Source organism: Prauserella rugosa (assembly GCF_000719975.1).
In the GTDB taxonomy this organism is placed as follows: Bacteria; Actinomycetota; Actinomycetes; order Mycobacteriales; family Pseudonocardiaceae; genus Prauserella; species Prauserella rugosa.
On the sequence record NZ_JOIJ01000004.1, the window covers coordinates 176,993 to 199,944 of the forward strand.

Annotated in this window: 22 protein-coding genes; 5 read left to right on the top strand and 17 right to left on the bottom strand. The window is 70.3% G+C overall.

What is annotated here, in order from left to right; genetic code table 11:
* Window positions 1–24: 24 nt before the first annotated feature.
* From ilvC to IF64_RS0107620, 3 genes are all read right to left on the bottom strand, one after another.
* Entirely contained in the window at window positions 25–1,038 is a 1,014-nt protein-coding gene (gene ilvC, locus IF64_RS0107610) for a ketol-acid reductoisomerase (RefSeq protein ID WP_030531316.1), read from the bottom strand.
* A gap of 107 nt (window positions 1,039–1,145) precedes the next feature.
* Window positions 1,146–1,652 carry an acetolactate synthase small subunit gene (gene ilvN / locus IF64_RS0107615; RefSeq protein ID WP_030531317.1) on the bottom strand — a complete coding sequence of 169 codons (507 nt, stop codon included), beginning with the start codon at window positions 1,650–1,652 and terminating at the stop codon, window positions 1,146–1,148.
* The gene (locus tag IF64_RS0107620; RefSeq protein ID WP_425468490.1) at window positions 1,649–3,490 is read right to left on the bottom strand and encodes an acetolactate synthase large subunit; all 1,842 of its coding nucleotides are present in this window, start codon (window positions 3,488–3,490) and stop codon (window positions 1,649–1,651) included. Before IF64_RS0107620 ends, ilvN begins: the two co-directional genes overlap by 4 nt.
* Before the next feature lie 670 nt (window positions 3,491–4,160).
* On the opposite strand from IF64_RS0107620, the gene IF64_RS25290 reads away from it, so the two are divergent.
* Together IF64_RS25290 and ilvD are read left to right on the top strand one after the other, a co-directional pair.
* Window positions 4,161–4,766, top strand: a complete 606-nt coding sequence (locus IF64_RS25290) for a PH domain-containing protein (RefSeq protein ID WP_246134858.1) — start codon at window positions 4,161–4,163, stop codon at window positions 4,764–4,766.
* Window positions 4,767–4,888: 122 nt separating this feature from the next.
* A complete protein-coding gene (gene ilvD / locus IF64_RS0107630) occupies window positions 4,889–6,733 on the top strand; it encodes a dihydroxy-acid dehydratase (protein WP_030531320.1) in 1,845 nt (614 codons plus the stop codon).
* 94 nt (window positions 6,734–6,827) lie between these two features.
* On the opposite strand, the gene IF64_RS0107635 is transcribed toward ilvD, so the two are convergent.
* The 3 genes from IF64_RS0107635 to IF64_RS0107645 form a co-directional block, all read right to left on the bottom strand.
* Complete coding sequence (locus tag IF64_RS0107635) at window positions 6,828–7,460, bottom strand: DoxX family protein (RefSeq protein ID WP_030531321.1); 633 nt, start codon at window positions 7,458–7,460, stop codon at window positions 6,828–6,830.
* Window positions 7,461–7,540: 80 nt separating this feature from the next.
* Window positions 7,541–8,239: an NPP1 family protein gene (locus tag IF64_RS0107640; protein ID WP_211252544.1), complete on the bottom strand. Its 699-nt coding sequence runs from the start codon at window positions 8,237–8,239 to the stop codon at window positions 7,541–7,543.
* A gap of 427 nt (window positions 8,240–8,666) precedes the next feature.
* Window positions 8,667–9,572 (bottom strand): 2-hydroxyacid dehydrogenase, encoded by a 906-nt coding sequence (locus tag IF64_RS0107645; RefSeq protein WP_030531323.1) that lies wholly within the window; start codon window positions 9,570–9,572, stop codon window positions 8,667–8,669.
* 73 nt (window positions 9,573–9,645) lie between these two features.
* Between IF64_RS0107645 and IF64_RS0107650 the strand changes: the two genes are divergently transcribed.
* On the top strand, window positions 9,646–10,833 hold the full coding sequence (locus tag IF64_RS0107650; RefSeq protein ID WP_036876013.1) for a PQQ-dependent sugar dehydrogenase: 1,188 nt from the start codon (window positions 9,646–9,648) through the stop codon (window positions 10,831–10,833).
* A 28-nt stretch (window positions 10,834–10,861) separates the two neighbouring features.
* On the opposite strand, the gene IF64_RS0107655 is transcribed toward IF64_RS0107650, so the two are convergent.
* From IF64_RS0107655 to gatC, 4 genes are all read right to left on the bottom strand, one after another.
* Window positions 10,862–11,374 (bottom strand): hypothetical protein, encoded by a 513-nt coding sequence (locus IF64_RS0107655; RefSeq protein ID WP_246134857.1) that lies wholly within the window; start codon window positions 11,372–11,374, stop codon window positions 10,862–10,864.
* Window positions 11,375–11,688: 314 nt separating this feature from the next.
* A complete protein-coding gene (gene gatB / locus IF64_RS0107660; protein ID WP_030531326.1) occupies window positions 11,689–13,197 on the bottom strand; it encodes an Asp-tRNA(Asn)/Glu-tRNA(Gln) amidotransferase subunit GatB in 1,509 nt (502 codons plus the stop codon).
* The gene (gatA, locus tag IF64_RS0107665; protein WP_030531327.1) at window positions 13,194–14,696 is read right to left on the bottom strand and encodes an Asp-tRNA(Asn)/Glu-tRNA(Gln) amidotransferase subunit GatA; all 1,503 of its coding nucleotides are present in this window, start codon (window positions 14,694–14,696) and stop codon (window positions 13,194–13,196) included. The genes gatB and gatA overlap by 4 nt, the downstream gene beginning before the upstream one ends.
* Window positions 14,693–14,992, bottom strand: a complete 300-nt coding sequence (gatC, locus tag IF64_RS0107670) for an Asp-tRNA(Asn)/Glu-tRNA(Gln) amidotransferase subunit GatC (RefSeq protein ID WP_030531328.1) — start codon at window positions 14,990–14,992, stop codon at window positions 14,693–14,695. Before gatC ends, gatA begins: the two co-directional genes overlap by 4 nt.
* A gap of 371 nt (window positions 14,993–15,363) precedes the next feature.
* Between gatC and IF64_RS0107675 the strand changes: the two genes are divergently transcribed.
* Complete coding sequence (locus IF64_RS0107675) at window positions 15,364–16,020, top strand: ACT domain-containing protein (RefSeq protein WP_030531329.1); 657 nt, start codon at window positions 15,364–15,366, stop codon at window positions 16,018–16,020.
* Window positions 16,021–16,111: 91 nt separating this feature from the next.
* Complete coding sequence (locus IF64_RS0107680) at window positions 16,112–16,723, top strand: hypothetical protein (protein WP_030531330.1); 612 nt, start codon at window positions 16,112–16,114, stop codon at window positions 16,721–16,723.
* 89 nt (window positions 16,724–16,812) lie between these two features.
* On the opposite strand, the gene IF64_RS0107685 is transcribed toward IF64_RS0107680, so the two are convergent.
* The 7 genes from IF64_RS0107685 to IF64_RS25295 all read right to left on the bottom strand — a co-directional run bounded on the left by IF64_RS0107685 (window position 16,813) and on the right by IF64_RS25295 (window position 22,751).
* Entirely contained in the window at window positions 16,813–17,307 is a 495-nt protein-coding gene (locus tag IF64_RS0107685; RefSeq protein ID WP_030531331.1) for a GNAT family N-acetyltransferase, read from the bottom strand.
* Complete coding sequence (locus IF64_RS0107690; RefSeq protein WP_030531332.1) at window positions 17,300–17,659, bottom strand: HepT-like ribonuclease domain-containing protein; 360 nt, start codon at window positions 17,657–17,659, stop codon at window positions 17,300–17,302. The genes IF64_RS0107685 and IF64_RS0107690 overlap by 8 nt, the downstream gene beginning before the upstream one ends.
* Window positions 17,656–17,937, bottom strand: coding sequence for a nucleotidyltransferase family protein (locus IF64_RS0107695; protein WP_211252540.1), 282 nt, complete (start codon window positions 17,935–17,937; stop codon window positions 17,656–17,658). Before IF64_RS0107695 ends, IF64_RS0107690 begins: the two co-directional genes overlap by 4 nt.
* Before the next feature lie 97 nt (window positions 17,938–18,034).
* The gene (ligA, locus tag IF64_RS0107700) at window positions 18,035–20,161 is read right to left on the bottom strand and encodes an NAD-dependent DNA ligase LigA (protein ID WP_051757548.1); all 2,127 of its coding nucleotides are present in this window, start codon (window positions 20,159–20,161) and stop codon (window positions 18,035–18,037) included.
* A 106-nt stretch (window positions 20,162–20,267) separates the two neighbouring features.
* Window positions 20,268–21,011 (bottom strand): hypothetical protein, encoded by a 744-nt coding sequence (locus tag IF64_RS0107705; RefSeq protein WP_030531335.1) that lies wholly within the window; start codon window positions 21,009–21,011, stop codon window positions 20,268–20,270.
* 12 nt (window positions 21,012–21,023) lie between these two features.
* Entirely contained in the window at window positions 21,024–22,061 is a 1,038-nt protein-coding gene (locus IF64_RS0107710; RefSeq protein ID WP_030531336.1) for a uroporphyrinogen decarboxylase/cobalamine-independent methonine synthase family protein, read from the bottom strand.
* Between the two features lie 90 nt (window positions 22,062–22,151).
* Window positions 22,152–22,751 carry an alpha/beta fold hydrolase gene (locus IF64_RS25295; protein ID WP_246134856.1) on the bottom strand — a complete coding sequence of 200 codons (600 nt, stop codon included), beginning with the start codon at window positions 22,749–22,751 and terminating at the stop codon, window positions 22,152–22,154.
* Window positions 22,752–22,952: the final 201 nt, after the last annotated feature.

Below are 22,952 nucleotides of genomic sequence, written 5' to 3' on the forward strand. Positions count from 1 at the left end.
GGCCCACGAGCCAATGACCGACGATCAGGCCGTCTCGGTAATCGGACGGTCCACCCACGACATGAGGTCGCGCAGCTTCTTGCCGGTCTCCTCGATCGGGTGCTTCTCGCCGCTCTCGCGCAGCTTGGTGAAGTTCGCGCGGCCCGACTCGTCCTCGCCGACCCATTCGCGGGCGAAGGTGCCGTCCTGGATCTCGGCCAGCACGGCCTTCATGTTCTCCTTGACCTCCGGCGTGATCACGCGCGGACCACGGGTGAGGTCGCCGTACTCGGCGGTGTCCGAGATCGAGTACCGCATCCGGGCGATGCCGCCCTCGTACATGAGGTCGACGATCAGCTTGAGCTCGTGCAGCACCTCGAAGTAGGCGATCTCCGGGGCGTAGCCCGCCTCGGTGAGCACCTCGAAGCCCGTCTGCACCAGCGCCGAGGCGCCACCGCAGAGCACCGACTGCTCACCGAACAGGTCGGTCTCGGTCTCCTCGGTGAAGGTCGTCTTGATGACGCCGGCCCGCGCACCGCCGATGGCGGCCGCGTACGACAGCGCCAGGGCCTGGCCGTTACCGCTCGGGTCCTGCTCGACCGCGATCAGGCACGGCACACCCTTGCCGTCGACGAACTGACGGCGCACCAGGTGGCCGGGGCCCTTCGGGGCGACCATCGCGACGTCCACATTGGCCGGAGGCTTGATGAGGTCGTACCGGATGTTGAAGCCGTGGCCGAAGAACAGCGCGTCGCCGTCGGACAGGTTCGGCTCGATCGACTCGGTGTAGATGGCGCGCTGCTTGGTGTCGGGCGCCAGGATCATGATGACGTCGGCCCACGCGGACACCTCGGACACCGTGCCGACCTGCAGGCCCTCTTCCTCGGCCTTGGCCCGCGACTTCGATCCCTCGGCCAGGCCGATCCGGACGTCGACGCCCGAGTCGCGCAGGCTCAGCGCGTGTGCGTGGCCCTGACTGCCGTAACCGATGACGGCGACCTTGCGGCCCTGGATGATGCTCAGATCGGCGTCGTCGTCGTAGAAGATTTCGACTGACATGAGGGGCGGTACTTCCTTTCCCATCGCTTCGTGGGCCCGGCGGATGCGCCGGGCCGGGGAGCGCACACCGTCCGAGTCGGCGGCGGCGTGCGTTCTCGTTTCGCGTTCTAGCGGGCCTGGCTCGCCGTGATCGACCGGGCACCCCGGCCGAGTGCGACCATGCCGGACTTCACGAGCTCGCGCACACCGTACGGTTCCAGCATGCGCATCAGCGCGTTCAGTTTGTCGTGCGGGCCGGTGGCCTCGATGGTGAGCGCCTCGGGCGAGACGTCGACGACCTTCGCCCGGAACATCTCCACGGTCTCGAGGACCTGACTGCGCACGGTGGCGTCGGCCCGCACCTTCACGAGCAGCAGGTCGCGCTGCACCGAGCTGGCGGGGTCGAGCTCCACGATCTTGATGACGTTGACGAGCTTGTTGAGCTGTTTGGTCACCTGCTCGAGGGGTTGTTCCTCGACGGCGACCACGATCGTCATCCGGGACACCTCCGGGTTCTCCGTGGGCCCGACGGCGAGGGACTCGATGTTGAACCCGCGCCGGGAGAACAGTCCGGAGACACGGGCGAGCACGCCGGGGACGTTCTCCACCAGGACGCTCAGCGTGTGCATGCTCATGACTCGTTCTGCTCCCCTCGCACGTCTTCGGTGCTGCCGGTGGCGGCCTTGTCCGTCACGGCCCGGTCGGCGACGATGCCACCCTCGGCAGGGCCGTCGGTGACGTCGTCGTCGTCGAACAACGGCCGGATACCCCTGGCGGCCATCACCTCGTCGTTGCTCGCACCGGGTCCGACCATCGGCCACACCTGTGCATCCTTGCCCACGACGAAATCGATCACGACAGGGCGGTCGTTGATGGCCATCGCCTGCTTGATCACGTCGTCGACCTCGTCGGCCGTCTCGCACCGCAGACCCGCGCAGCCCAGCGACTCGGCCAGCAGCGCGAAGTCCGGGATGCGGTGCTTGTGCGTGCCGAGGTCGGTGTTGGAGTACCGCTCGGCGTAGAACAGGTTCTGCCACTGCCGCACCATGCCGAGGTTGCCGTTGTTGATCACGGCGACCTTGATCGGCGCGCCCTCGATCGCGCACGTGGCGAGTTCCTGGTTGGTCATCTGGAAACAGCCGTCGCCGTCGATGGCCCACACCTGCTTGTCCGGCTGGCCGAACTGGGCACCCATCGCCGCGGGGACGGCGAAGCCCATCGTGCCGAGCCCGCCGGAGTTGATCCACGTGCGCGGGTTGTCGTACTTGATGAACTGGGCGGCCCACATCTGGTGCTGGCCGACACCCGCCGCGTAGTAGGCGTCCGGGCCGACGAGTTCACCGATGCGCTCGATGACGTACTGCGGCGCGAGCGTGCCGTCCTCGGGCCACTCGTAGCCTGCGGGGAAGGTCTCCCGCCACGCGTTGATCTGCGTCCACCATGCGGACAGGTCCGGCCTGTCCCCACGGTCGTGTTCGAACTTCACCGCCTCGATGAGCTCGCGGATGATCTCCTTGCAGTCGCCGACGATCGGCACGTCGGCCTTGCGGTTCTTGGAGATCTCGGCGGGGTCGATGTCGGCGTGCACGACGGTGGCGTCGGGGGCGAACGAGTCGAGCCTGCCCGTCACCCGGTCGTCGAACCGCGCACCGAGCGCGATGAGCAGGTCCGAGCGCTGCATCGCCGCGACGGCCGAGACCGTGCCGTGCATGCCCGGCATGCCGACGTGGTGGTCGTGCGAGTCGGGGAACACGCCGCGTGCCATGAGCGTCGTGGCCACCGGGATTTTGGTGAGTTCGGCCAGCTCCCGCAGTTCCTCGGCGGCCTCGGCCTTCAGCACGCCGCCGCCGACGTACAGCACGGGCCTGCGGGAACGGGAGATGAGCCGCGCCGCCTCGCGCACCTGCTTGCCGTGCGGACGCAGTGTCGGGCGGTAGCCGGGCAGCCGCATCTCCGGCGGCCACGCGAACGACGTGGTCTCCTGCAGCACGTCCTTCGGGATGTCGACCAGCACCGGTCCGGGACGGCCCGTGCTCGCCAGGTGGAAGGCCTCGGCGATGACGCGCGGGATGTCGGCCGGGTCGGTGACGAGGAAGTTGTGCTTGGTGATCGGCATCGTGATGCCGCAGATGTCGGCTTCCTGGAACGCGTCGGTTCCGATGAGGCCGCGGGTCTGCTGACCGGTGATCGCGACGACGGGAACCGAGTCCATGTTGGCGTCGGCCAGCGGCGTCACCAGGTTCGTCGCGCCCGGACCCGACGTGGCCATGCACACGCCGACCTTGCCGGTGGCCTGGGCGTACCCCGTGGCGGCGTGCCCGGCCGCCTGTTCGTGACGGACGAGGACGTGGCGGACCTTCGTGGAGTCGAGCAGCGGGTCGTAGGCGGGCAGAATCGTGCCGCCGGGGATGCCGAAGACGACTTCGGAGCCGACGGCCTCGAGCGCGCGTACGAGCGACTGCGCGCCGGTCACCCGGACGGGGGTGCCTGCGGGCGGGGCGGGCTTCGGACGGGCACCGCCTGCGGCGGGTCCGTTCGGCTGGGCGGACTTCGGGGACCCCTCGTGGGCGTCCTGGGCTCCGGTGTCTCCGGCGGAGCCGGATTCCGATCGCGACGTCGCGCTAGTCATGGATTCTGCCTCGTGTCCTGAGTGCGGTCCTGCGGAGTTCTTTCGGCTTTCCGTGTGCTGTCGAGTCGGTCCTGCTGGCATGTCGCCGGGCCCGCCGGGTCCGTCGTGGCGGATGACGACATCAAAAAACCCCCGCCGACCGGGGTGGCCGTACGAGGGTCGCGCGTCGATGCAGAAGAGGACTTCCTAGGCGTTGTCCTCGACATCAACGCGCTTGGGAAGTACGAGAATCGTCTGCGGTGTCACGCCGGTGACGGTAGTCCGCCGCCGGGAGAGGTGTCAACTCTGCGGGACAGTGATTCCGGATACTGGAACCCTGATCCACGTGGCGGACACCGCTCCCCCACCCGGCCGCCGTGTTGCGCCTCCGGGGCCGTGTGTCGCGGATCCGGGGGCGCGTGTTGCGGATCCAGGGGCTCGTGTTGCGGATTCCGTGGTCGATCACGGCACCGTTGCCCCTGCGCAAACCGGCCCGGAATGCCGGAAGACCACCCGACGGTGGCACCATCGAGGTGTGGCAGACGAACCAGGCGAACCGCAGCAGCAGTCAGCGACCCAGGTCCGCGAGCGTGCGACCCGCGACGAGCACGTCGTGCGGAAGCAGCGCCGCGCGGTGTTCCGCGTCCCGCCGGTGTCCCTGCTGACCATCCCGATCCTGCTGTTCTGCATCACCCCCGTGGCGTTCACCGCACCGGGCCTGCAGGCGCTGTACCTGATCCCGGTCGCCATCGTCGTGTGGGTGCTGCGCGTGCGCACCGTCGCGACCCCCGAGGGACTGTCGGTCCGCACCCTGACGTCGTCGCGGTCCATCCCGTGGGACGAGCTCTCGGGCCTGTCGGTCACCAAGAAGGCGGGTGTCGAGGCCGTCCTGCGCGACCGCAAGGGCAACGACGAGACCGCCACGCGGATCCGCCTCCCCCACGTGCGCCTGCGCCACGTGCCGGTGCTGTCCCTGTTGTCGAACGGGCGCGTGCCGGATCCGTCGGGAGCACTCGCCGGCGAATCGGCCGAGCCGGCCAAGCCCGAGCCGACCGAGCCCGCGCCGACCAAGACCGACGAGACCACCACGACCGACGAGACCACGACCGCCGAGACCAAGACCGACGCCGCCACGGCCTGACTACGCACCCGGAAGCCGTTCGACGGCCCCGTATCCCACATGCCGGGCACGTCGCCGTGGCGATCACCGCATGTCGGGCCGCCACCTGTCCAGGCGTTGGAACACGGGCGTAGCCTTGCCCCATGCCTGCTCTGCGTTCCCGAACCACCACCCACGGCCGTAACGCCGCCGGGGCGCGTTCCCTGTGGCGAGCGACCGGGATGACCGACAGCGACTTCGGCAAGCCGATCGTCGCGATCGCCAACTCGTACACCCAGTTCGTCCCCGGCCACGTACACCTCAAGGATCTCGGCGAGATCGTGGCGAAGGCGGTCGGCGAGGCGGGCGGCGTGGCACGCGAGTTCCACACCATCGCGGTCGACGACGGCATCGCCATGGGCCACTCGGGCATGCTCTACTCGCTGCCCTCGCGTGAGATCATCGCCGACTCGGTCGAGTACATGACCAACGCGCACCAGGCCGACGCGCTGGTGTGTATCTCCAACTGCGACAAGATCACGCCCGGCATGCTCAACGCCGCGATGCGGCTGAACATCCCGACGGTGTTCGTCTCCGGCGGTCCGATGGAGGCCGGTAAGGCGGTCGCCGTCGACGGCGTGGCTCACCCGTCGAGCGACCTGATCACGACGATCTCGGCGTCGGCCAACGACAAGGTCGACGAGGAAGGGCTGTCGGAGGTCGAACGCTCGGCGTGCCCGACGTGCGGTTCCTGCTCGGGCATGTTCACGGCGAACTCGATGAACTGCCTGACCGAGGCGCTCGGCCTGTCGCTGCCCGGCAACGGATCGACGCTGGCGACCCACGCCGCACGGCGCGCCCTGTTCGAGAACGCGGGCCGCACGGTCGTCGAGCTGGCCAGGCGCTGGTACGCCGAGGACGACGAGTCGGCGCTGCCGCGCAGTATCGCCTCGAAGGAGGCGTTCGAGAACGCCATGGCGCTCGACATGGCCATGGGTGGGTCGACGAACACCGTGCTGCACATCCTCGCCGCCGCACAGGAGGGCGAGGTCGACTTCTCGATCGACGACATCGACCGCATCGGCCGGTCGGTGCCGTGTCTGTCCAAGGTGGCGCCGAACTCGGACTACCACATGGAGGACGTCCACCGGGCCGGCGGAATCCCGGCGATCCTCGGCGAGCTGTACCGCGGCGGCCTGCTCAACACCGGCGTGAGCTCGGTGCACTCGCCGTCGCTCGAGCAGTGGCTGTCCACGTGGGACATCCGGAGCGAGTCCCCTTCGCAGGAGGCGGTGGAACTCTTCCACGCGGCGCCGGGCGGGGTGCGCACCACTCAGGCGTTCTCGACCGACAACCGATGGTCCTCGTTGGACACCGACGCGGCCGGCGGCTGCATTCGCGACGTCGAGCACGCCTACACCGCCGACGGCGGACTGGCCGTGCTGCGCGGCAACCTCGCCGAGAACGGCGCGGTGATCAAGTCGGCGGGCATCGACGAGGAGCTGTGGCACTTCGAGGGCCCGGCACGCGTCGTCGAGAGCCAGGAGGAGGCCGTGTCGGCGATCCTCGGCAAGAAGATCCAGCCCGGTGACGTGATCGTCGTGCGCTACGAGGGTCCTTCTGGCGGTCCCGGCATGCAGGAGATGTTGCATCCGACGGCGTTCCTGAAGGGCGCGGGCCTCGGCAAGGTGTGTGCGCTGATCACCGACGGCCGCTTCTCCGGCGGGTCGTCGGGCATCTCGGTCGGGCACATCTCGCCGGAGGCCGCGGCGGGCGGCGCCATCGGACTGGTCGAGGACGGCGACCGCGTGCTCATCGACGTCCATGAGCGCAGGCTCGAACTGCTCGTCAACGAGGACGTGCTCGCCGAGCGCAGGGCCAAGATGGACGCCAGTGAGCGGCCGTGGCAGCCCGCCGAACGCCAGCGTCCGGTGACGATGGCACTGCAGGCCTACGCGAAGATGGCGACGTCGGCCGACCGGGGCGCGGTGCGCGACATCAACCAGTAACCCCAGACCACGAAGGCGCCGCACCCGTCGGGGTGCGGCGCCTTCGTGGTGTTCGGACCGCCTGCCGGCGGCAGTCTTCTCGGATGTGCGGTGGTCAGCGGAACAGGACGATGACCACTGTGGACGCCGCGGCGGCCAGCAGCAGGCCCACCGCGCCGAAGGCGCCCGGCTTGCGGCGCCAGGGCGTGTTCTTGTCGATCGAGACGCGGCCCGCACCGGTGAACAGCAGGGTCAGCGCCATCAGCGCGAGCACGATGTCGAGTTCGGCGTCGAAGTAGCCACTGCCGAGCTGGAACTTCGTGAACACGATGTTGGCGGTGACGCCGAGGATCGCGGCCGCACCGAGCGGGGTGAACAGACCGAGCGCGAGCAGCAGCGCACCGCCGGTCTCGGAGACGGCGGTGATCCACGCGAGCAGGGTGGTCTGACTGGTGTAGCCCATGCCGGTCAGCGCGTCGGCGAACCCGCCGATGCCGGGACCGTCGAACAGGCCGAACAGTTTCTGCAGGCCGTGCGCACCCATCACCATGGCGAGTGCGAGACGCAGCACCAGCAGGCCGATGTCGAGTCCGGCGTGCCACCGGTCGGGTTCACGGCGGGTGTCCTCGACGTCGTCCAGCAGGGCGTTCTGGTCTGTTGTCGAGTAACCGGAGCTGTATCCGGAATCGTCGAACGCGCCGGGGGAACCGGCCGGGAAGTGGGTCGTGGGCTCGTCGGGTGTGCTCATACGCGCGCAGGGTAGAGCATCACCGCGACGACACCGTGAACGCCGCACTGCTCACGGTGTCGCCGCGGTGACGATCGGCTTCAGGCGTGTGGATCGAAGGGGATGTCCTCGGGCTTGGCCTTCTCCAGGTTGCTTTCGAAGGCTCCGTCCGAGATGGCCAGACTCGCACTGCCGAAGTCGGCCGCGACGAGCGTGTCACGGATGCCGTCCGGGAAGTGGTCCCAGCTGACGAGGTCGGGATACTGCCAGGTGCCGTAGTGGTTCTCCGGCGGCTCGTCCCCTGTGGACGCGATCCGGAAGCAGTGGGTGCTGGCACCGTCCTTGTGGTAGACGATCTTGGGATGGGTGCCTTCCCACTGCACCTCGGAGGCGGGATAGGTCGAGTAGTCGCCGTGGGCGGAGACGGAGACGTACTGGGCCTCGTCGCCGTTGACCCACACGACGACGTGCTCGATGTCGTGCCGGTGACCGAACGCGTCGAGTCCGGGAACGGCCTGATCCTTCTCGAAGTACAGGTCGTAGAGATAGGCGCACCAGTCCCCGTCGCACAGCGACCGTGAGTAGGAGTTGGTGTTGTCCAAATCGGATTGGTCACGGCATTCGCCGTTGAGGGCACCGGAGTTGTTCAGCCCCTCGGCGACCGTACCGTCGGGACCGATGGCGGGCGTGGGGTAACAGCCGTCGGTGTCGTAGTCGAACGCGGGCTGCCAGGTGCCGTCGGCCTCCGCGTGGCTGGCGGGCAGCGCGGCAGGCGGTTCGGCGTAGGCCACGCCCGCCATCGGTGCGGCGAGCAGCAGGGCCGTCGCGGTGACGGTCTTGAGCGCGAAGACGGGACGGGTGAGTCGGCGACGGGAGCCGGGCACGCGCCGGCCGGTGCGGGGCGAGCTGGTGACGGGTGAGCCGGTGGCGGTCGGGCCAGTATCGGTTGATCCGGTGGCGGGTGAGCTGGTGTCGGACGATCGGTCGGGCACGGCCGTTGCCGAGTCCATGGGGATCCTCTCTGCCGTCGGTGATCGACTGACAGAGAAGCAGCGCGCCGAGCAAACGAACAACCAACATTGGTCGAGAAGTTCGTGCGGATCACTCCGACGGCCCAGCCACGCCGCCGAGCACACCGGCCGGGCACACCCGTGGGACGGGGTCCGACGCCCGGAGGCCCCGCACGCCGACACCCGTACGCCGACACCCCGCGGGCCGAGGCTCGCCTCAGTACTCGCCGTGCACCAGGTTCTCCGGCAGCTCCCCGCCCGCGTACCTGGCCAGCTCCTTCGCGACGATCGCGTACGAGCGATCGAGCCTGCCGTTGACGAATCCTCCGGTGTGCGGGGTGATGACCACGCCCGGTGTCGTCCACAGTGGATGCCCGTCCGGCAGCGGTTCCGGCTCGGTGACGTCGAGGATCGCGCGCAGCCGCCGGGACGTCAGCTCCGCCGTCAACGCGTCGGTGTCGACGACCGGTCCCCTGGCGGCGTTCACGAGCACCGCCCCGTCGGGCATGGCCGCGAGGAACTCGGCGTCGACCATGCCGCGGGTACGGGAGGTCAACGGCACGAGGAGGACGACGATGTCGGCCTCGCCGAGCAAGGTGGGCAGTTCGTCGACGCCGTGCACTCCCTCGCGGGCGGTCATACCGACCATCGTGACGCGGACGTCGAACGGGGTCATCCGGCGTGCGAGCTGCCTGCCCACGTCGCCCGCACCGACGATGACGGCACGTTTGCCCTGCAGGGTGTCGGTGCCGTGCGGGCGCCACGTGCGTTCGGCCTGGGCCGCCTGGAAGTCCGGCAGTTCGCGGTAGAGCGACAGCAGCGTGGCCATGGCCCACTCCGCGGTGCTCCCGCCGTGCGCGCCGCGGCACGTCGACAGCAGCACCCCGGGCGGGACGATGTCCACCCACTCCTCCGCCCCGGCACTGCGCAGCTGGATGAGCCGCAGTTTCGGCAGGTCGGCGAGGATCTTCTCGGTGACTCCGAACCCGGGCACGAGCACCTCGGCCTCGGCGGCCGCATCGGGCAGCGGCTCGCCGGGTACGTACCGGACACCTCGCACGCCGTCGACCTCGGAGAGAGCCGTCATACCTTCGTCATCGGGAACCAGAACCGTGATCGCCATGGCCCCCATCCTGTCCGACCTCGCCGGACCCGCTTACTCGAGGCTCACGGGCGGCGACTTACGCTCGTCTACCGTGCGCACCCGACCGCAGCGCAGGTCGTGGCCGCTGGCGATCGCCGTCAGCGGCGTGCTCGTGCTGTCCGGGTGCGCCGATTTCGGTGACGAGGCGGCGGGTGAGAAGTGGTCGGCCGCACCGGAGCTGACCCCCGAGCAGGGCCCGCAGCCGGAGCTGCCCGAGGCGGCGACGCCCGAGGTACCGAGCGCGCCGCAACAGCAGCAGACCGAGGTGCCGCCGCCCGAGGGGTGCAAGGACTTCGACGAGGCCGTCATCGCGACATGCCTGGACACGGTGTCGGCCGTGGCGCCGTTGCCCGGCAGTGGGCAGGTGATCAGCGCGCTGGCCGGCGAGCGCAAGAGCGGCCGCGTGATGCTCGTCGACTCGGAGGGCAAGGAGCAGGAGTTCGCGAAGCTCGACGTCGACGCCTCGGGTGGTGGCGGTCTGACGGGCCTGGCCTTGTCCCCCACCTATTCGGAGGACCGGCTCGTCTACGCCTACATCACGACCGCGCAGGACAACCGGGTCGTCCGGTTCGCGCAGGGACAGCCGCCGAAGCCGGTGGTGACGGGCATCCCGAAGGGCTCGTCCGGCAACGCGGGAGCCCTGCTGGCCACGGCCGACGGTTCGCTGCTGGTGGCGACCGGCGACGCGGGCGACCCGGCCCAGGCGCGTCAGCCACGCACCCTGGCGGGCAAGGTGCTGCAGGTGAACGGCACGGGCGATCCGGTGGAGGGTGATTCGCCGGTGCTGGCGTCCGGGTTGACGCAGCCGGGTGGGCTCTGCCAGACGGCCGACGGCGCGCGCACCTGGGTCACCGACCGCGGCGGCGACAAGGACGCGCTGTACCAGGTCCCTGAGGACGCCGACGGCGGTGCGCTGCCCGCCGCGGCGTGGACGTGGCCGGACAAGCCGGGCGTGGCCGGGTGCACCGACTGGGCCGATTCGGTGGCGGTGGCCACCGAGTCGGGCGCGAACGTGCAGAATCTGCCGCTGACTCAGGACGGCTCCGTGGGCGGCGAGCCGCAGGTCATGATGGACGGGGACAACGGCCCGAGTTACGGCAGGCTGGGTGCGCTCGCGCAGGCCTCCGAGGACGTGGCCATTGCGGGCACGGTGAACAAGGACGGTGGGGACCCGGTGTCGAGTGACGACCGGGTGGTGCTGATCGTGCGGCAGCCGTCGGGCGGTTCGGGCCGCGACTGACGCCCCCGGCTCGGGCGGTGCGCGGAGGTCAGCGACGTCGGCGGGCGGGGCGGCGCCGTCGGGTTTCGGCTCGGAGCGCGCGCACGTCGAGGACGGCGAACACGAGGCTGGCGAGGGCGGCGAGCGCGCCGAGGTATCTCCCGGTCCCTGCGGCGACGGTGACGCCGCTGGCTTCGAGCACGGCGCGTTCTTCGGCGCCGAACTGCCATTCGATGTAGATCCAGCCGAATGCGGCGCAGAGCGCGGCGACGACGGCGGCGATGAGCCACAGTTGCGGCAGGCCGCCGGTGCGGGCGGCGTGGATTCGGCCGATGGCCGCGACGGTGCCACCGGCTGCAGCGATGAGCAGGGGCGGGAACCAGCCGAGGAATGTCGCCCGCCATACCGAGCGCGTGACGTCGCCGGGTGGCAGTTCGGCGAGCGCGGCTTGCACGTCGGGGTTGGCGGAGGAGAGCACGGTCCAGGGCAGGAACAACGAGATGACGGCGAGCACCGCAGCCGCGAGCCCGCCGATCCCCTGCCACGAAGGCCGAGCGATCACGAATACACCTTCCAGCTCACGAAGACCTGTGCCCTTCGGCCCCCGCACCCCAGCAAGGCAAGCCGCGTTGCGCCAGAAACCCCAGCGCCAGGCGACCCGCGTTGCGCCAGAACCACAGCGGCAAGGCGAGCCACGTTGCGCCACCAACCACAGCGGCAGGTGAGCCGCCGCTGCGACCGCCCGAGCAACCGGCGCCGCCGGGGGTTCTGAGTGGTCCTCTCGCGAGGACAGCCCTGACGTGGTGAATTGGACATTCATGAGGAAGGGGGCCCGGAGCGAGAGGGCCACTCAGGTTCCCCTACCCGCACCGCCTATCAAGCCGCTCCAACACGTTCCAAAATAAGCTCGCGAACACGAGCGGCGTCGGCCTGCCCCTTGGTGGCCTTCATAACGGCGCCGACGATGGCGCCTGCGGCCTGCACCTTGCCGCCGCGGATCTTGTCGGCGACGTCGGGTTGGGCGGCGAGGGCTTCGTCGACGGCGGCGAGGAGGGCCGAGTCGTCGGAGACGACCTTGAGGCCGCGTTTCTCGATGACCTGGTCGGGGTCTCCTTCGCCGTCGAGGACGCCGTCGACGACCTGGCGGGCGAGTTTGTTGGTGAGTTCGCCGGAGCCGACGAGTTCGATGACGCGTGCGACCTGGGCCGGGGTGATGGCCAGGTCGCCGAGTTCGACCTCGCGGGTGCTGGCCTGTTGGTTGAGGTATTGGACCCACCAGCTGCGGGCGTCGGCTTGGCTGGCGCCTGCGTCGACGGTGGCGGCGACGAGGTCGATGGCGCCGGTGTTGACGAGGTCGCGGAGTTCCTCGTCGGTCAGGTTCCAGTCGTCCTGGATGCGTTTGCGGCGTTCCCAGGGCATCTCGGGGATGGTGGCGCGCAGCTGTTCGACCCATTCCCTGGACGGTGCGATGGGGACGAGGTCGGGTTCGGGGAAGTACCGGTAGTCCTCGGCGGTCTCCTTGGCGCGGCCGGCGGCGGTGGTGCCGTCGGCTTCCTGGAAGTGCCGGGTCTCCTGCTTGATGGAGCCGCCGTCGGCGAGGATCGCGGCGTGCCGGGTCATCTCGTACCGCACGGCGCGTTCGACGCTGCGCAGCGAGTTGACGTTCTTGGTCTCGGTGCGGGTGCCGAACTCGGTCGCGCCCTTGGGCATGAGTGAGACGTTGGCGTCGCAGCGCAGCGAGCCCTGGTCCATGCGGACGTCGGAGACGTCCATGGCGCGCAGCAGGTCGCGCAGCGCGGTCACGTACGCGCGGGCGACCTCGGGGGCGCGCGCGCCCATGCCGACGAGGGGTTTGGTGACGATCTCGATGAGCGGCACGCCGGCACGGTTGTAGTCGAGCAGGGAGTGCTCTGCGCCGTGGATGCGGCCCGTGGCGCCGCCGACGTGCAGCGACTTGCCGGTGTCCTCCTCCATGTGGGCGCGTTCGATCTCGACGCGCACCGTCTCCCCGTCGTCGAGTACGACGTCGAGGTAGCCGTCGAAGGCGATCGGCTCGTCGTACTGCGAGGTCTGGAAGTTCTTCGGCATGTCCGGGTAGAAGTAGTTCTTCCGGGCGAACCGGCACCATTCGGCGATCTCGCAGTTCAGTGCGAGGCCGATGCGAATGGCGGATTCGACGGCGGTGCCGTTGACGACGGGCAGGGCGCCGGGAAGGCCGAGGCACACCGGGCAGACATTGGTGTTCGGGTCGCCGCCGAAGGCGTTGGCGCAGCCGCAGAACATCTTGGTCTTCGTCGACAGCTCGACGTGCACCTCGAGGCCGAGCACCGGGTCGTAGCGCTCGACGACCTCGTCGTAGTCCATGAGTTCAACCGTGGTGGTCACTTGGCGGCCTCCAGTTCCCCCAGCTTGTCGAGCACAGGGCCACGCGCGGCCTCGTAGGCGGCGCCGACCCGGTAGAGGCGGTCATCGGCGAGCGCGGGTGCCATGATCTGCAGCCCCACCGGCAGGCCGTCCTCGTCGGACAGACCACTGGGGACGCTCATGGCGGCGTTGCCCGCGAGGTTCGTGGGGATCGAACAGATGTCGTTGAGATACATGGCGAGCGGGTCGTCGACCTTCTCACCGATCTTGAACGGGGTGACGGGCGTGGTCGGCGAGACCAGCACGTCGACCTTCTCGAACGCGGCGGCGAAGTCGCGCGTGATCAGCGTGCGCACCTTCTGCGCCGAACCGTAGTAGGCGTCGTAGTAGCCGGACGACAGCGCGTAGGTGCCGAGCATGACGCGGCGCTTGACCTCGGCGCCGAAGCCTTCCTCACGGGTCAGCGACATGACCTCTTCGGCGCTGTGGCTGCCGTCGTCGGCCACGCGCAGGCCGTAGCGCATGGCGTCGAACCGGGCGAGGTTCGACGAGCACTCGCTCGGCGCGATGAGGTAGTAGGCGGGCAGCGCGTAGGTGAAGTTGGGGCACGAGACCTCGACGACCTCGGCGCCCAGTTCCTTGAGCTGCGCCACGGCCGCTTCGAACGAGCGCAGCACGCCGCCCTGGTACCCCTCGCCGGACAGCTCCCTGACCACGCCGACGCGGACGCCGCTCAGGTCGCCGCGGGCGCCCTCACGTGCGGCGTCGACGACGGCCGGCACGGGCGCGTCGATGGACGTGGCGTCCATGGGGTCGTGCCCGCCGATCACCTCGTGCAGCAGCGCCGCGTCGAGCACCGTGCGGGCGCACGGACCCGCCTGGTCGAGCGACGAGGAGAAGGCCACGAGTCCGTAGCGGGACACGCCACCGTAGGTGGGCTTCACGCCGACGGTGGCGGTGACCGCGGCGGGCTGGCGGATCGATCCGCCGGTGTCGGTGCCGATGGCCAGCGGCGCCTCGTAGGCGGCCAGGGAGGCCGACGAACCGCCACCGGAGCCGCCGGGGATGCGGTCGAGGTCCCACGGGTTGCGCGTGGGACCGAACGCCGAGTTCTCCGTCGACGAGCCCATCGCGAACTCGTCCATGTTGGTCTTGCCGAGGATCGGCACGCCCGCCTCGCGCAGCCGCCGCGTGACGGTGGCGTCGTAGGGCGGCAGCCAGCCCTCGAGGGTCTTCGAACCGCAGGTCGTGGGCACACCCTTGGTGGTGAGCACGTCCTTGAGCGCCAGCGGGACGCCGGCCAGCGGTGACGCGGGCGCCTGCCCCGCCGCGACGGCCGCGTCGACGGACCTGGCGGCCTCGAGCGCGCCCTCGGAGTCGACGTGCAGGAAGGCGTGGACGTCCCCGTCGACCTCGGCGATGCGGTCGAGGTGGGCCTGGGTCGTCTCGGCGGCCGACACCTCACCGGCGTGGATCTTCTCCGCGAGCTCGGCCGCGGTGAGCCTGGTCAGATCGCTCACTGTTCCTCCCCCAGAATGCGCGGGACGCGGAACCGTCCCTCTTCGGCCGCGGGCGCCCCGGACAGGGCCTCGTCCTGGGTCAGCCCCGTGCGGACCTCGTCGGGACGGAAGACGTTGGTCAGCGGCACGGCATGGGACGTCGGCGGGATGTCGTCGCCCGCCACCTCGCCGACCTTGGCCACCGCGTCCAGGATCTGGTCGAGCTGGCCTGCGAAGGTGTCCAGCTCCTCCTCGGTGACGGCCATCCTGGCCAGTTTCGCGAGGTGCGCGACCTCGTCGCGGGAAATGTTCGACACGCAGCTGACTCCGATGGGATGTGTCGGACCGCAGGATCGCCGACCTGCGGAATCGTCTCTTCTCCCCGGGAAGTCTATGGCGGGCCGGACACGCGGGTTCGGCCGGGCGGGTGGTCGCAGGAAGGCTGGCAGAGTGGACGAGGAGGACACGGCGTGAGGCGCACCGGCGGCGGCTATATCCGGGCGTCGTGTTCTGCGACAATCACCGCCCTGGCGGCAGCCCGCCACCGTGGGTGCGGGGGCGGCCCGACGACGGACATGACCATACGACCTGACGTGACGAGGTCCGCGATACCCGCATGAGCTGCGAGAACACGCTCGCACAGCCACCGGGTTTCCCGCTCCTCGCACCTGCTCGAAGGGAGACCGCGGTGTCGTTCCTGATCCGTGTGCAGCTGCCGGACACCCCCGGCATTCTCGGAGCGATCGCCACCGCGCTCGGCACGGCGGGTGCCGACATCCTCAGCGTCGACGTCGTGGAGCGCAGCGGGGGTGTCGCCATCGACGACCTCGTGGTCGACCTGCCGTCGGACCGGCTGCCCGACGCGCTCATCACCGCGGCCGAGAGCGTCGAGGGCGTCGAGGTGGACGCCGTGCGGCCGTACGCGGGCGTGCTCGACACGCACAGTGAGCTCGAGCTGGTCGAGGAGGTCGCGGCTCAGCCCGCGACCGGGTTGGCCGTGCTCGCCGACGGCGTCCCGAAGATCATGCACGCGGGGTGGTCGGTGATCGTGCACCGCACGTCGGAGGGCGGTGTCGAACGGCTGGCCGCGTCGGGCGCGGCGCCGGAGACGCGACTGCAGGACGTTCCGTGGCTGCCGCTCGAACGGGCGACGATCCTCGACGGCGAGGAGAACTGGATCCCGGAGACCTGGCGTGAGCTCGGCACCGAGCTGGCCGCCACCCCGTTGGGCAAGCCCGACCTGGTGTTGTTGGTCGGCAGGCCGGGCGGCCCGATGTTCCGCGCTGCGGAGGTGGCACGGCTGGCGCATCTGGCCGGCATCGTCGCGGTGGTCCTCGACGGCTGAGTTCCCTGGGTCGAGGGCGGGCGTGTCCGGGGAGAGCGGCGATCGGGGGCCCGATGGCGGGTCCGGGGAACGGGACTCGGGAGCGAGCCCCATGGGGAAGTCGGGCGCCGTCGATCGGGCCGAGGAGTTCGAGCGCAGGCTGACGGTGCCGGTGCTCGTCGCCGCGTTGGCTTCGATCCCCGCGGTGTTCCTGACCAGGACAGACGGCGTGACGGCGGCGATCGGCATCGCGCTGAACTGGGCGTCGCTGGCGGTGCTGGTCGGCGAGTCGGCGGGGTTGCTGTGGTTGTCCGGCAGCGTCCAGGTCTGGTTGCAGCGCTACCGCTGGCAGCTGATCGTGGCCGCCGCGGCGGTGCCGGCGGTGGTGTTCGTCGTCGGACCGTTGCAGGTGTTGCGGCTCGCGCTGCTGCTCGGTGGGTTCCACATTCTGCGGGCACGCAGGATCGTCCGTGCGGGCCGACTGGTGGTCGATCGCCTCGGCCTGAGCGCGCGGCGGGCACGGTGGGTGTTCGCCGGGGTGATCGTCATGGCGGCCGGGTTCACAGCGATCGTGTTGGCCGATCCGGAGTCGCGCAGCAGGCGCGTGGTCGACTGGTTCGTCGACCGCATCGGGCCGGTGCCGACCGTGGTGGTGGCGGTGGTGGCCGCGGCGGTGGTCTACACCGTCGTCCGGCTGATCACCCGCACCCGCGGCGACCACTGAGCCGGCGTCCACTGAGCCGGCGACCACTGTGCCGCGGCGCAGGGCCCGCTCGGTGGGTGCGGCTCACGTGCGGCTCATGTGCGGGACGGTCACAGGTCCAGGGAGAAGGCCAGGAGCGGGATCGCGGGGTACGGGCTCCAGTCGCGCTCCGGGCAGCGGACGAAGCCGAGCCGTTGGTAGAGGCGGTGCGCCGTGGTCATCCGGTCGCGGCTGCTCAACACGACGCGGTGGGCCCTGCGCTGCCGGGCGATGTCGATGACCGCCCTGGTGAGCGCCTCGCCGACACCACGGCCCTGTGCGCCTGGCGCCACGGCGAGCATGCGGAACTCGACCTCGCCGTCGCGGGCGACCTCCGCCTTCGGCGACCCCGCGGCCGCGACGGTCACCGACCCGAGCACCTGGTCGTCGTCGTCGACGGCGACCAGCACGTCGGCGCTGGCGGCACGGCCCGCGACGTCGCGCAGGCTCGCCGCGTACCCCGGCTCGTCGTCGAGATGCCCGCCGACCGTGTACGCGGTCACCGTCAACTCCCCGACGACCTCGTACTCGGCAGGCACCGCAGGCCGAACCCGGATGTCACTCATCGCCCGCGACCTCGGTAATAGCCGTCAATCGGCGCCGGATCGCGTCCGCAAGCGGCGCTGCGTGATTGTCGACCACGTCGACGATGATCGCCGTATCGATGCGGAAATACTCGTGAATGACAATGTTGCGCAAACCAGCAATGCTATGCCAAGACGTCGCAGCGAACTCCGCGCGCATCTCCTGCGACAGCGCCTTGGCAGCTTCCCCAGCAACAGCCAGGTTCCGCAGGATCGCGTCCAGCGCCATATCAGCGAGGACAACGTCGTCGGCGTCCAGATGTGTGCGGAACGTCAGACACCGATCCAACGCAGCCAGGACGTCACCCAGGCGCTCGATATCGGACCGGCTCACAGCGCGACAGCCTCCGCACGAGCCGTCATCGAGACCTGTTCCCGCAGCAGTTCATCGCATACCACGTCCACGCGAAGACCGAGAAGCTCGCCGAGCTCGTCACTCATGCCGGCGATCCGCAGCAACGGATTCCCAGCATCCGGATCGAGGTCCACGATGATGTCGATGTCGCTGTCCGGGCCCGCGTCCCCGCGTGCGACCGAGCCGAACACACGTGGATTCGACGCGCCGTAGCGCTGGACGACCGCCGACACCTCGTCACTCCTGAGCCTGAGCATCGCCCGGAGGCTGCGAGAACGCGGTGTGGCTTGTTCCATACACCCAGGATAACCACCGTTGGCCGGATAACCAGGCACCGCAGGCCGGACCCGGATGTCACTCATCGCCCGCGACCTCGGCGATCTCGCGCGCCGCCTCGGCGCCCTGTTCGAGCAGCACCGTGAGTCCGTTCTCGTCGAGGACCGGCACCTTGAGCTGCACCGCCTTGTCGTACTTCGACCCCGGCGCGTCGCCGACCACCACGAACGCGGTCTTCTTCGACACCGACCCGGCGGCCTTCCCGCCCCTGGCCATGATCGCTTCCTTGGCCTCGTCGCGCGAGTAGCTCTCGAGCGATCCGGTGACCACGATGGACAGTCCTTCGAGGTTGCGCGGGATGGAGGTGTCGCGTTCGTCCTCCATCCGCACCCCCGCGGCACGCCACTTGTCGACGATCTGCCGGTGCCAGTCGACGGCAAACCATTCCCGCACGGCCCTGGCGATGGTCGGCCCGACCCCGTCGACGTCGGCCAGTTCCTCCTCGCTGACCGCGTCGATCCGCTCGATGGAGCCGAACTCGCGCGCCAGCGCCTGCGCCGCCGTCGGGCCGACGTGCCGGATCGACAACCCCACCAGGACCTTCCACAGTGGACGATCCTTGGCCGCGTCGAGATTGGCCAGCAGGCGCCTGCCGTTGGCCGACAGCTCCCCTGCCTTCGTGACGAACAGGTCGACCTGGAGCAGTTTCTCCTCGTCGAGGTCGAACACGTCGCCCTCGTCGGTGACCACTCCGGACTCCAGCAGTGCCGCGGCCGCCTCGTAGCCCAGCACCTCGATGTCGAAGGCGCCGCGACCGGCGAGATGGAACAGCCGCTCGCGCAGCTGCGCGGGGCAGGTCCGCGCGTTCGGGCAACGGATGTCGACGTCGCCCTCCTTCTGGTAGGCCAGCAGGGTCCCGCACTCGGGACAGTGACTCGGCATGACGAACGCGCGCTCGTCGCCGGTGCGCACGTCGACGACCGGACCGAGCACCTCGGGGATCACGTCACCCGCCTTGCGGATCACGACGCGATCGCCGATGAGCACGCCCTTGCGCTCGACCTCCTCGGCGTTGTGCAGGGTGGCCATCGCGACCGTCGAGCCCGCGACCTTCACCGGCTCCATCACCGCGTACGGCGTGACCCTGCCGGTGCGGCCGACGTTGACGCGAATGTCCTGCAGACGGGTCGTGGCCTCCTCCGGCGGATACTTGTAGGCGATCGCCCACCGGGGCGCACGTGCCGTGGCGCCGAGCCTGCGCTGCTGCGCGACGTCGTCGACCTTCACCACCACACCGTCGATCTCGTGCTCGGCGTCGTGGCGGTGCTCGCCCCAGTACTCGATGTGCTCGACCAGGCCCTCTGCCGTGTCGATCGTCGTGCTGTAGCGCGACACGGGCAGCCCCCACGCGGCGAGCGCGTCGTAGGCCTCCGACTGGCGTCCCGGCTCGAATCCCTCCCGTTTGCCGAGACCGTGGCAGATGAGCCGCAGCGGACGCGAACGCGTGACCTTCGGGTCCTTCTGCCGCAGCGACCCCGCCGCGGCGTTGCGCGGGTTGGCGAACGGCGGCTTGCCCGCGTCGACCAGCCCGGCGTTGAGCTCGGCGAACTCCTCGACCCGGAAGTAGATCTCGCCGCGCACCTCCACCAGCCGCGGGACCGGGAACTCGTCGGTGCCGGTGAGCCGCTCGGGCACGTCCTCCATCGTGCGCACGTTGAGCGTGACGTCTTCGCCCGTGCGCCCGTCACCGCGGGTGAGCGCGCGCGTGAGCTTGCCGTCCTCGTAGAGCAGGTTCACCGCGAGCCCGTCGATCTTGAGCTCGCACAGGTACCTGGCCCGGCCGCCGATCTCCTTCTCGACCCGGTCCACCCACGCGCGCAGCTCGTCGACGTCGAAGGCGTTGTCGAGGCTGAGCATGCGCTCGAGGTGGTCGTGGGCCACGAACTCGGTGGAGAAGGTGCCGCCGACCTTCTGGGTGGGCGAGTCCGGCGTCGCCAGCCCGGGGTAGTCGCGCTCCAGTTCCTCCAGCTCGCGCAGCAGCGTGTCGAACTCTCCGTCCGTGATGGTCGGCGAGTCCAGCACGTAGTAGCGGAACTGGTGGCCCTTGATCTCCTCGGTCAGCGCGGCGTGCCGTTCCCGCACGTCACCGGGCACGTCCTTGATGTCCTCGGCCACGTGGCCGCCCGACAGGTCCTCAGTGCTCACGCCTGCTGAGAGTAGTCAGGGGCACCGACATTCCGCCGACCCACTCCGATGCGTGAGGGACCGAGACTCAGGGGTTCAGGGCTCAAGGGCTCAAGGGCTCAGGGGTTCAGGACGAGGCGTCCGACTCGGGCCCACCCGGATCCGCCTCCCCGGCGAGGCGCCGCACCAGGTCGCGGAACTCGACCAGCGTCAGCGTGTTCGACGGCGGGGCGACGGCCGTCTCCACCCGCCCCAGCCGTTCGGCCGCGAGCCGCTCCCCGAGGGTGACGTCGAGCGGCAGGAAGGTCATCGTGCGCCGCACCGTGTCGTCGACCTCGTCGAACAGCGGGTGGTGCACCGCCACGTCCACCACGCCGTCGGAGTCGTCGACCTGGGCCACGATCCGCACCTCACCCAGCTCGAAACGCCTGCCCGCGAAGTTCACCGCCACCCCGGCCGGATCGGGCACGGGCGGCACCGAGTCGTGGTACTCCCAGATCGCGTCGTCCGGCGGTGCCGCGGCCTTCCACGCGTCGGTGTAGGGCCGCAGTTCGGGGTCCTCCCTGCCGCTGACGACCAGCGCGTAGATCGCCGTCCCACCTCGGTCCACACTGAACTGCAGGCCGGGGTGGACGGCGGCGACCGGTTCGACCAGCAGGTTCTCGGCGCGTTCGGTGTCGCCCTCCCCCAGCGCCGCACTCAGGTGCGGCAGCAGTTCGGCCCACGTCCGCCAGAACTCGGCGGCAGCCGCGTGCGGATCGTCGGGCACGTGCTGCTCGGGCCACGGCGTCCGGGGATCGGGCGCCTCGGCCCTGGCGCCGTCGGAGCCGTCGGTCGCCTCGACGCGTCGTTTCCTGCGAAACCACCCCATGATCGTGCCTTCCTACCACCGCTCGGGCGGTTCGACGAACGCCTTGCCGACGTCGCGGGTCAACGACAGTGCCCTGCGCAGCCAGTCCCCGGTCGCACCGGCCAGTCCGCACGTGGGCGTCACGAAGGCGCGTTCGACCAGGATCGAGCGCGGAAAGCCCAGCCGGTCGACCAGGTCGAGCGCAGGCCGTGCCACCTCGTCGAGCCCGGGCCGCACCTCGGGCGGCTGCCCAGGAACCAGGCCCATGCCGAGCCGGACGCCCGCGTCCCAGGCCTCGCCGATCTCGTCGAGAAGCGCGCCCGGCGCCCCGGCCAGCAGCGTCGCATCGAGCGCGATCGCGTCGGCGCCTGCGGCGCGCAGCAGCGCCACGGGTGGACGGCGGGCGCACGTGTGCACGAGCACGGGGTTGCCGGTCAGCTCCCGCGCCCTGTCGATCGCCCTGCGCAGCAGCTCGCGCGCCTCCGGTTCGGGCACCGCACCGACCGTTCCGTAGCCCGACGCCGTGGGCAGTGCGCCGGCCAGTACGTCGGGAAGCAGCGGTTCGTCGAACTGCACGACGACGCCCGACCCGGTGCGCTCGGCCAGCTCGGCCACGTGCGCGGCCAGTCCTTCGAGCAGCGACTCGACGACGTCCTTGGTCGCGCCGTGGTCGGTGAGCACGCGGTGGCCACGGGCCAGTTCGATCCCCGCCGCGAACGTCCAGGGCCCGGCGACCTGCGTCTTGACCGCCCACGGCGCACCGCCCGCGTGCTCGGCGGCGTCGGTGACCGCGTCGATGTCCCAGCGCATCAGGTCGACCGCACGCCGGTGGTGGTGTCCGGGCCGCGGTGCAATGCGGTATCCGGTCGGCACGACGTCCACGGCGATGTCGACAAGCAGACCCGCTGACCTGCCCAGCAGGTCGGCGCCGACGCCGCGCGCGGGCAACTCGGGAAGGTACGGCAGGTCGGGCAGCTCGCCGAAGACGATCGCGGCGGCCTCCGCGATGTCGGTGCCCGGCATCGAGCCGATGCCCGTGGCCATGCCGTACGGCCATGCTCGCTCAGTCACGCTCCCGATTGTTTCCCATCGCCCCGCGCTCGTGTGCCCTCGCCCCGCACGTCGCGCCGGCCCGCTCGAACGGCCGCCGCTGCGTCGCCGCTACGGGCTCGGCGGGGTCAGCAGGTCGGCGAACCGCTGCGCCCCCGGCGATTCGACGGGGAAGTGTCCCGCGCCCTCGAGCGGCACGTACTCCTTCGGCGCGGCGATCCGGTCGAAGAACCGCAGACTCACCTCGGCGGGCGTCCACCGGTCGTCGGCCGGGTGGGCCAGCATCACGGGCGGGTGCGTCGCGTCCTCGGGTTCGACGGCCGGTGCGGATTCGAAGAAGCTACGGAAGAACCCGAGCGGCATGCGGTTCCCTCCCCCGCGGCGGTCGCGGACGACCAGATCGGTCAGTGCGGGGTCGTTGGCGATGGCGCGCATGTTCGTCAACCACGGCAACGGGACACACACCCCGGCGGCAGGTCCTGCGGCGAGCCGCAGGACCTGCCGCGACCACCGGCCCATCCACGGGAAACGGGCGGCCACGACCCGCGCTTCGGCGTCTCGCGGATCGAGCAGACACGTCGCGATCAGCCGGTCGACGGCACCGGTGCGCGTGGCCGCCTCGTAGGCGAGCATCCCGCCCACACTGGCCCCGAGCAACCACAGTGGACCGTCGTGGTGGGCGCGCTCGGCGAGCACGAGGTCGCGGGCCACGCAACCCAGTCGGGATAGCGGATCGCCGACCGGTCGGCGACGCGCGTGCGCCCGTAGCCGGGAAGATCGGGCACCACGACGTGGACGCCCGAACGGGCCGCGAGAGCCGCGTAGGGCCACAGCAACGCCGCGTGTCCGCCCGCGCCGTGGAAGGCGATCGCCCGCACGGACGCGTCGGGGTCGCCGACCCGTTCGACGTGC

Excerpts from the sequence above, each read along its gene's own strand:
- ilvC (WP_030531316.1), bottom strand. The coding sequence starts at position 1,038 with ATGTCAGTCGAAATCTTCTACGACGACGACGCCGATCTGAGCATCATC.
- ilvN (WP_030531317.1), bottom strand. The coding sequence starts at position 1,652 with ATGAGCATGCACACGCTGAGCGTCCTGGTGGAGAACGTCCCCGGCGTG.
- ilvD (WP_030531320.1), top strand. The coding sequence starts at position 4,889 with ATGCCTGCTCTGCGTTCCCGAACCACCACCCACGGCCGTAACGCCGCC.
- IF64_RS0107635 (WP_030531321.1), bottom strand. The coding sequence starts at position 7,460 with ATGAGCACACCCGACGAGCCCACGACCCACTTCCCGGCCGGTTCCCCC.
- IF64_RS0107640 (WP_211252544.1), bottom strand. The coding sequence starts at position 8,239 with ATGGCGGGCGTGGCCTACGCCGAACCGCCTGCCGCGCTGCCCGCCAGC.
- IF64_RS0107645 (WP_030531323.1), bottom strand. The coding sequence starts at position 9,572 with ATGGCGATCACGGTTCTGGTTCCCGATGACGAAGGTATGACGGCTCTC.
- IF64_RS0107680 (WP_030531330.1), top strand. The coding sequence starts at position 16,112 with ATGGGGAAGTCGGGCGCCGTCGATCGGGCCGAGGAGTTCGAGCGCAGG.
- IF64_RS0107685 (WP_030531331.1), bottom strand. The coding sequence starts at position 17,307 with ATGAGTGACATCCGGGTTCGGCCTGCGGTGCCTGCCGAGTACGAGGTC.
- IF64_RS0107695 (WP_211252540.1), bottom strand. The coding sequence starts at position 17,937 with ATGCTCAGGCTCAGGAGTGACGAGGTGTCGGCGGTCGTCCAGCGCTAC.
- IF64_RS0107705 (WP_030531335.1), bottom strand. The coding sequence starts at position 21,011 with ATGGGGTGGTTTCGCAGGAAACGACGCGTCGAGGCGACCGACGGCTCC.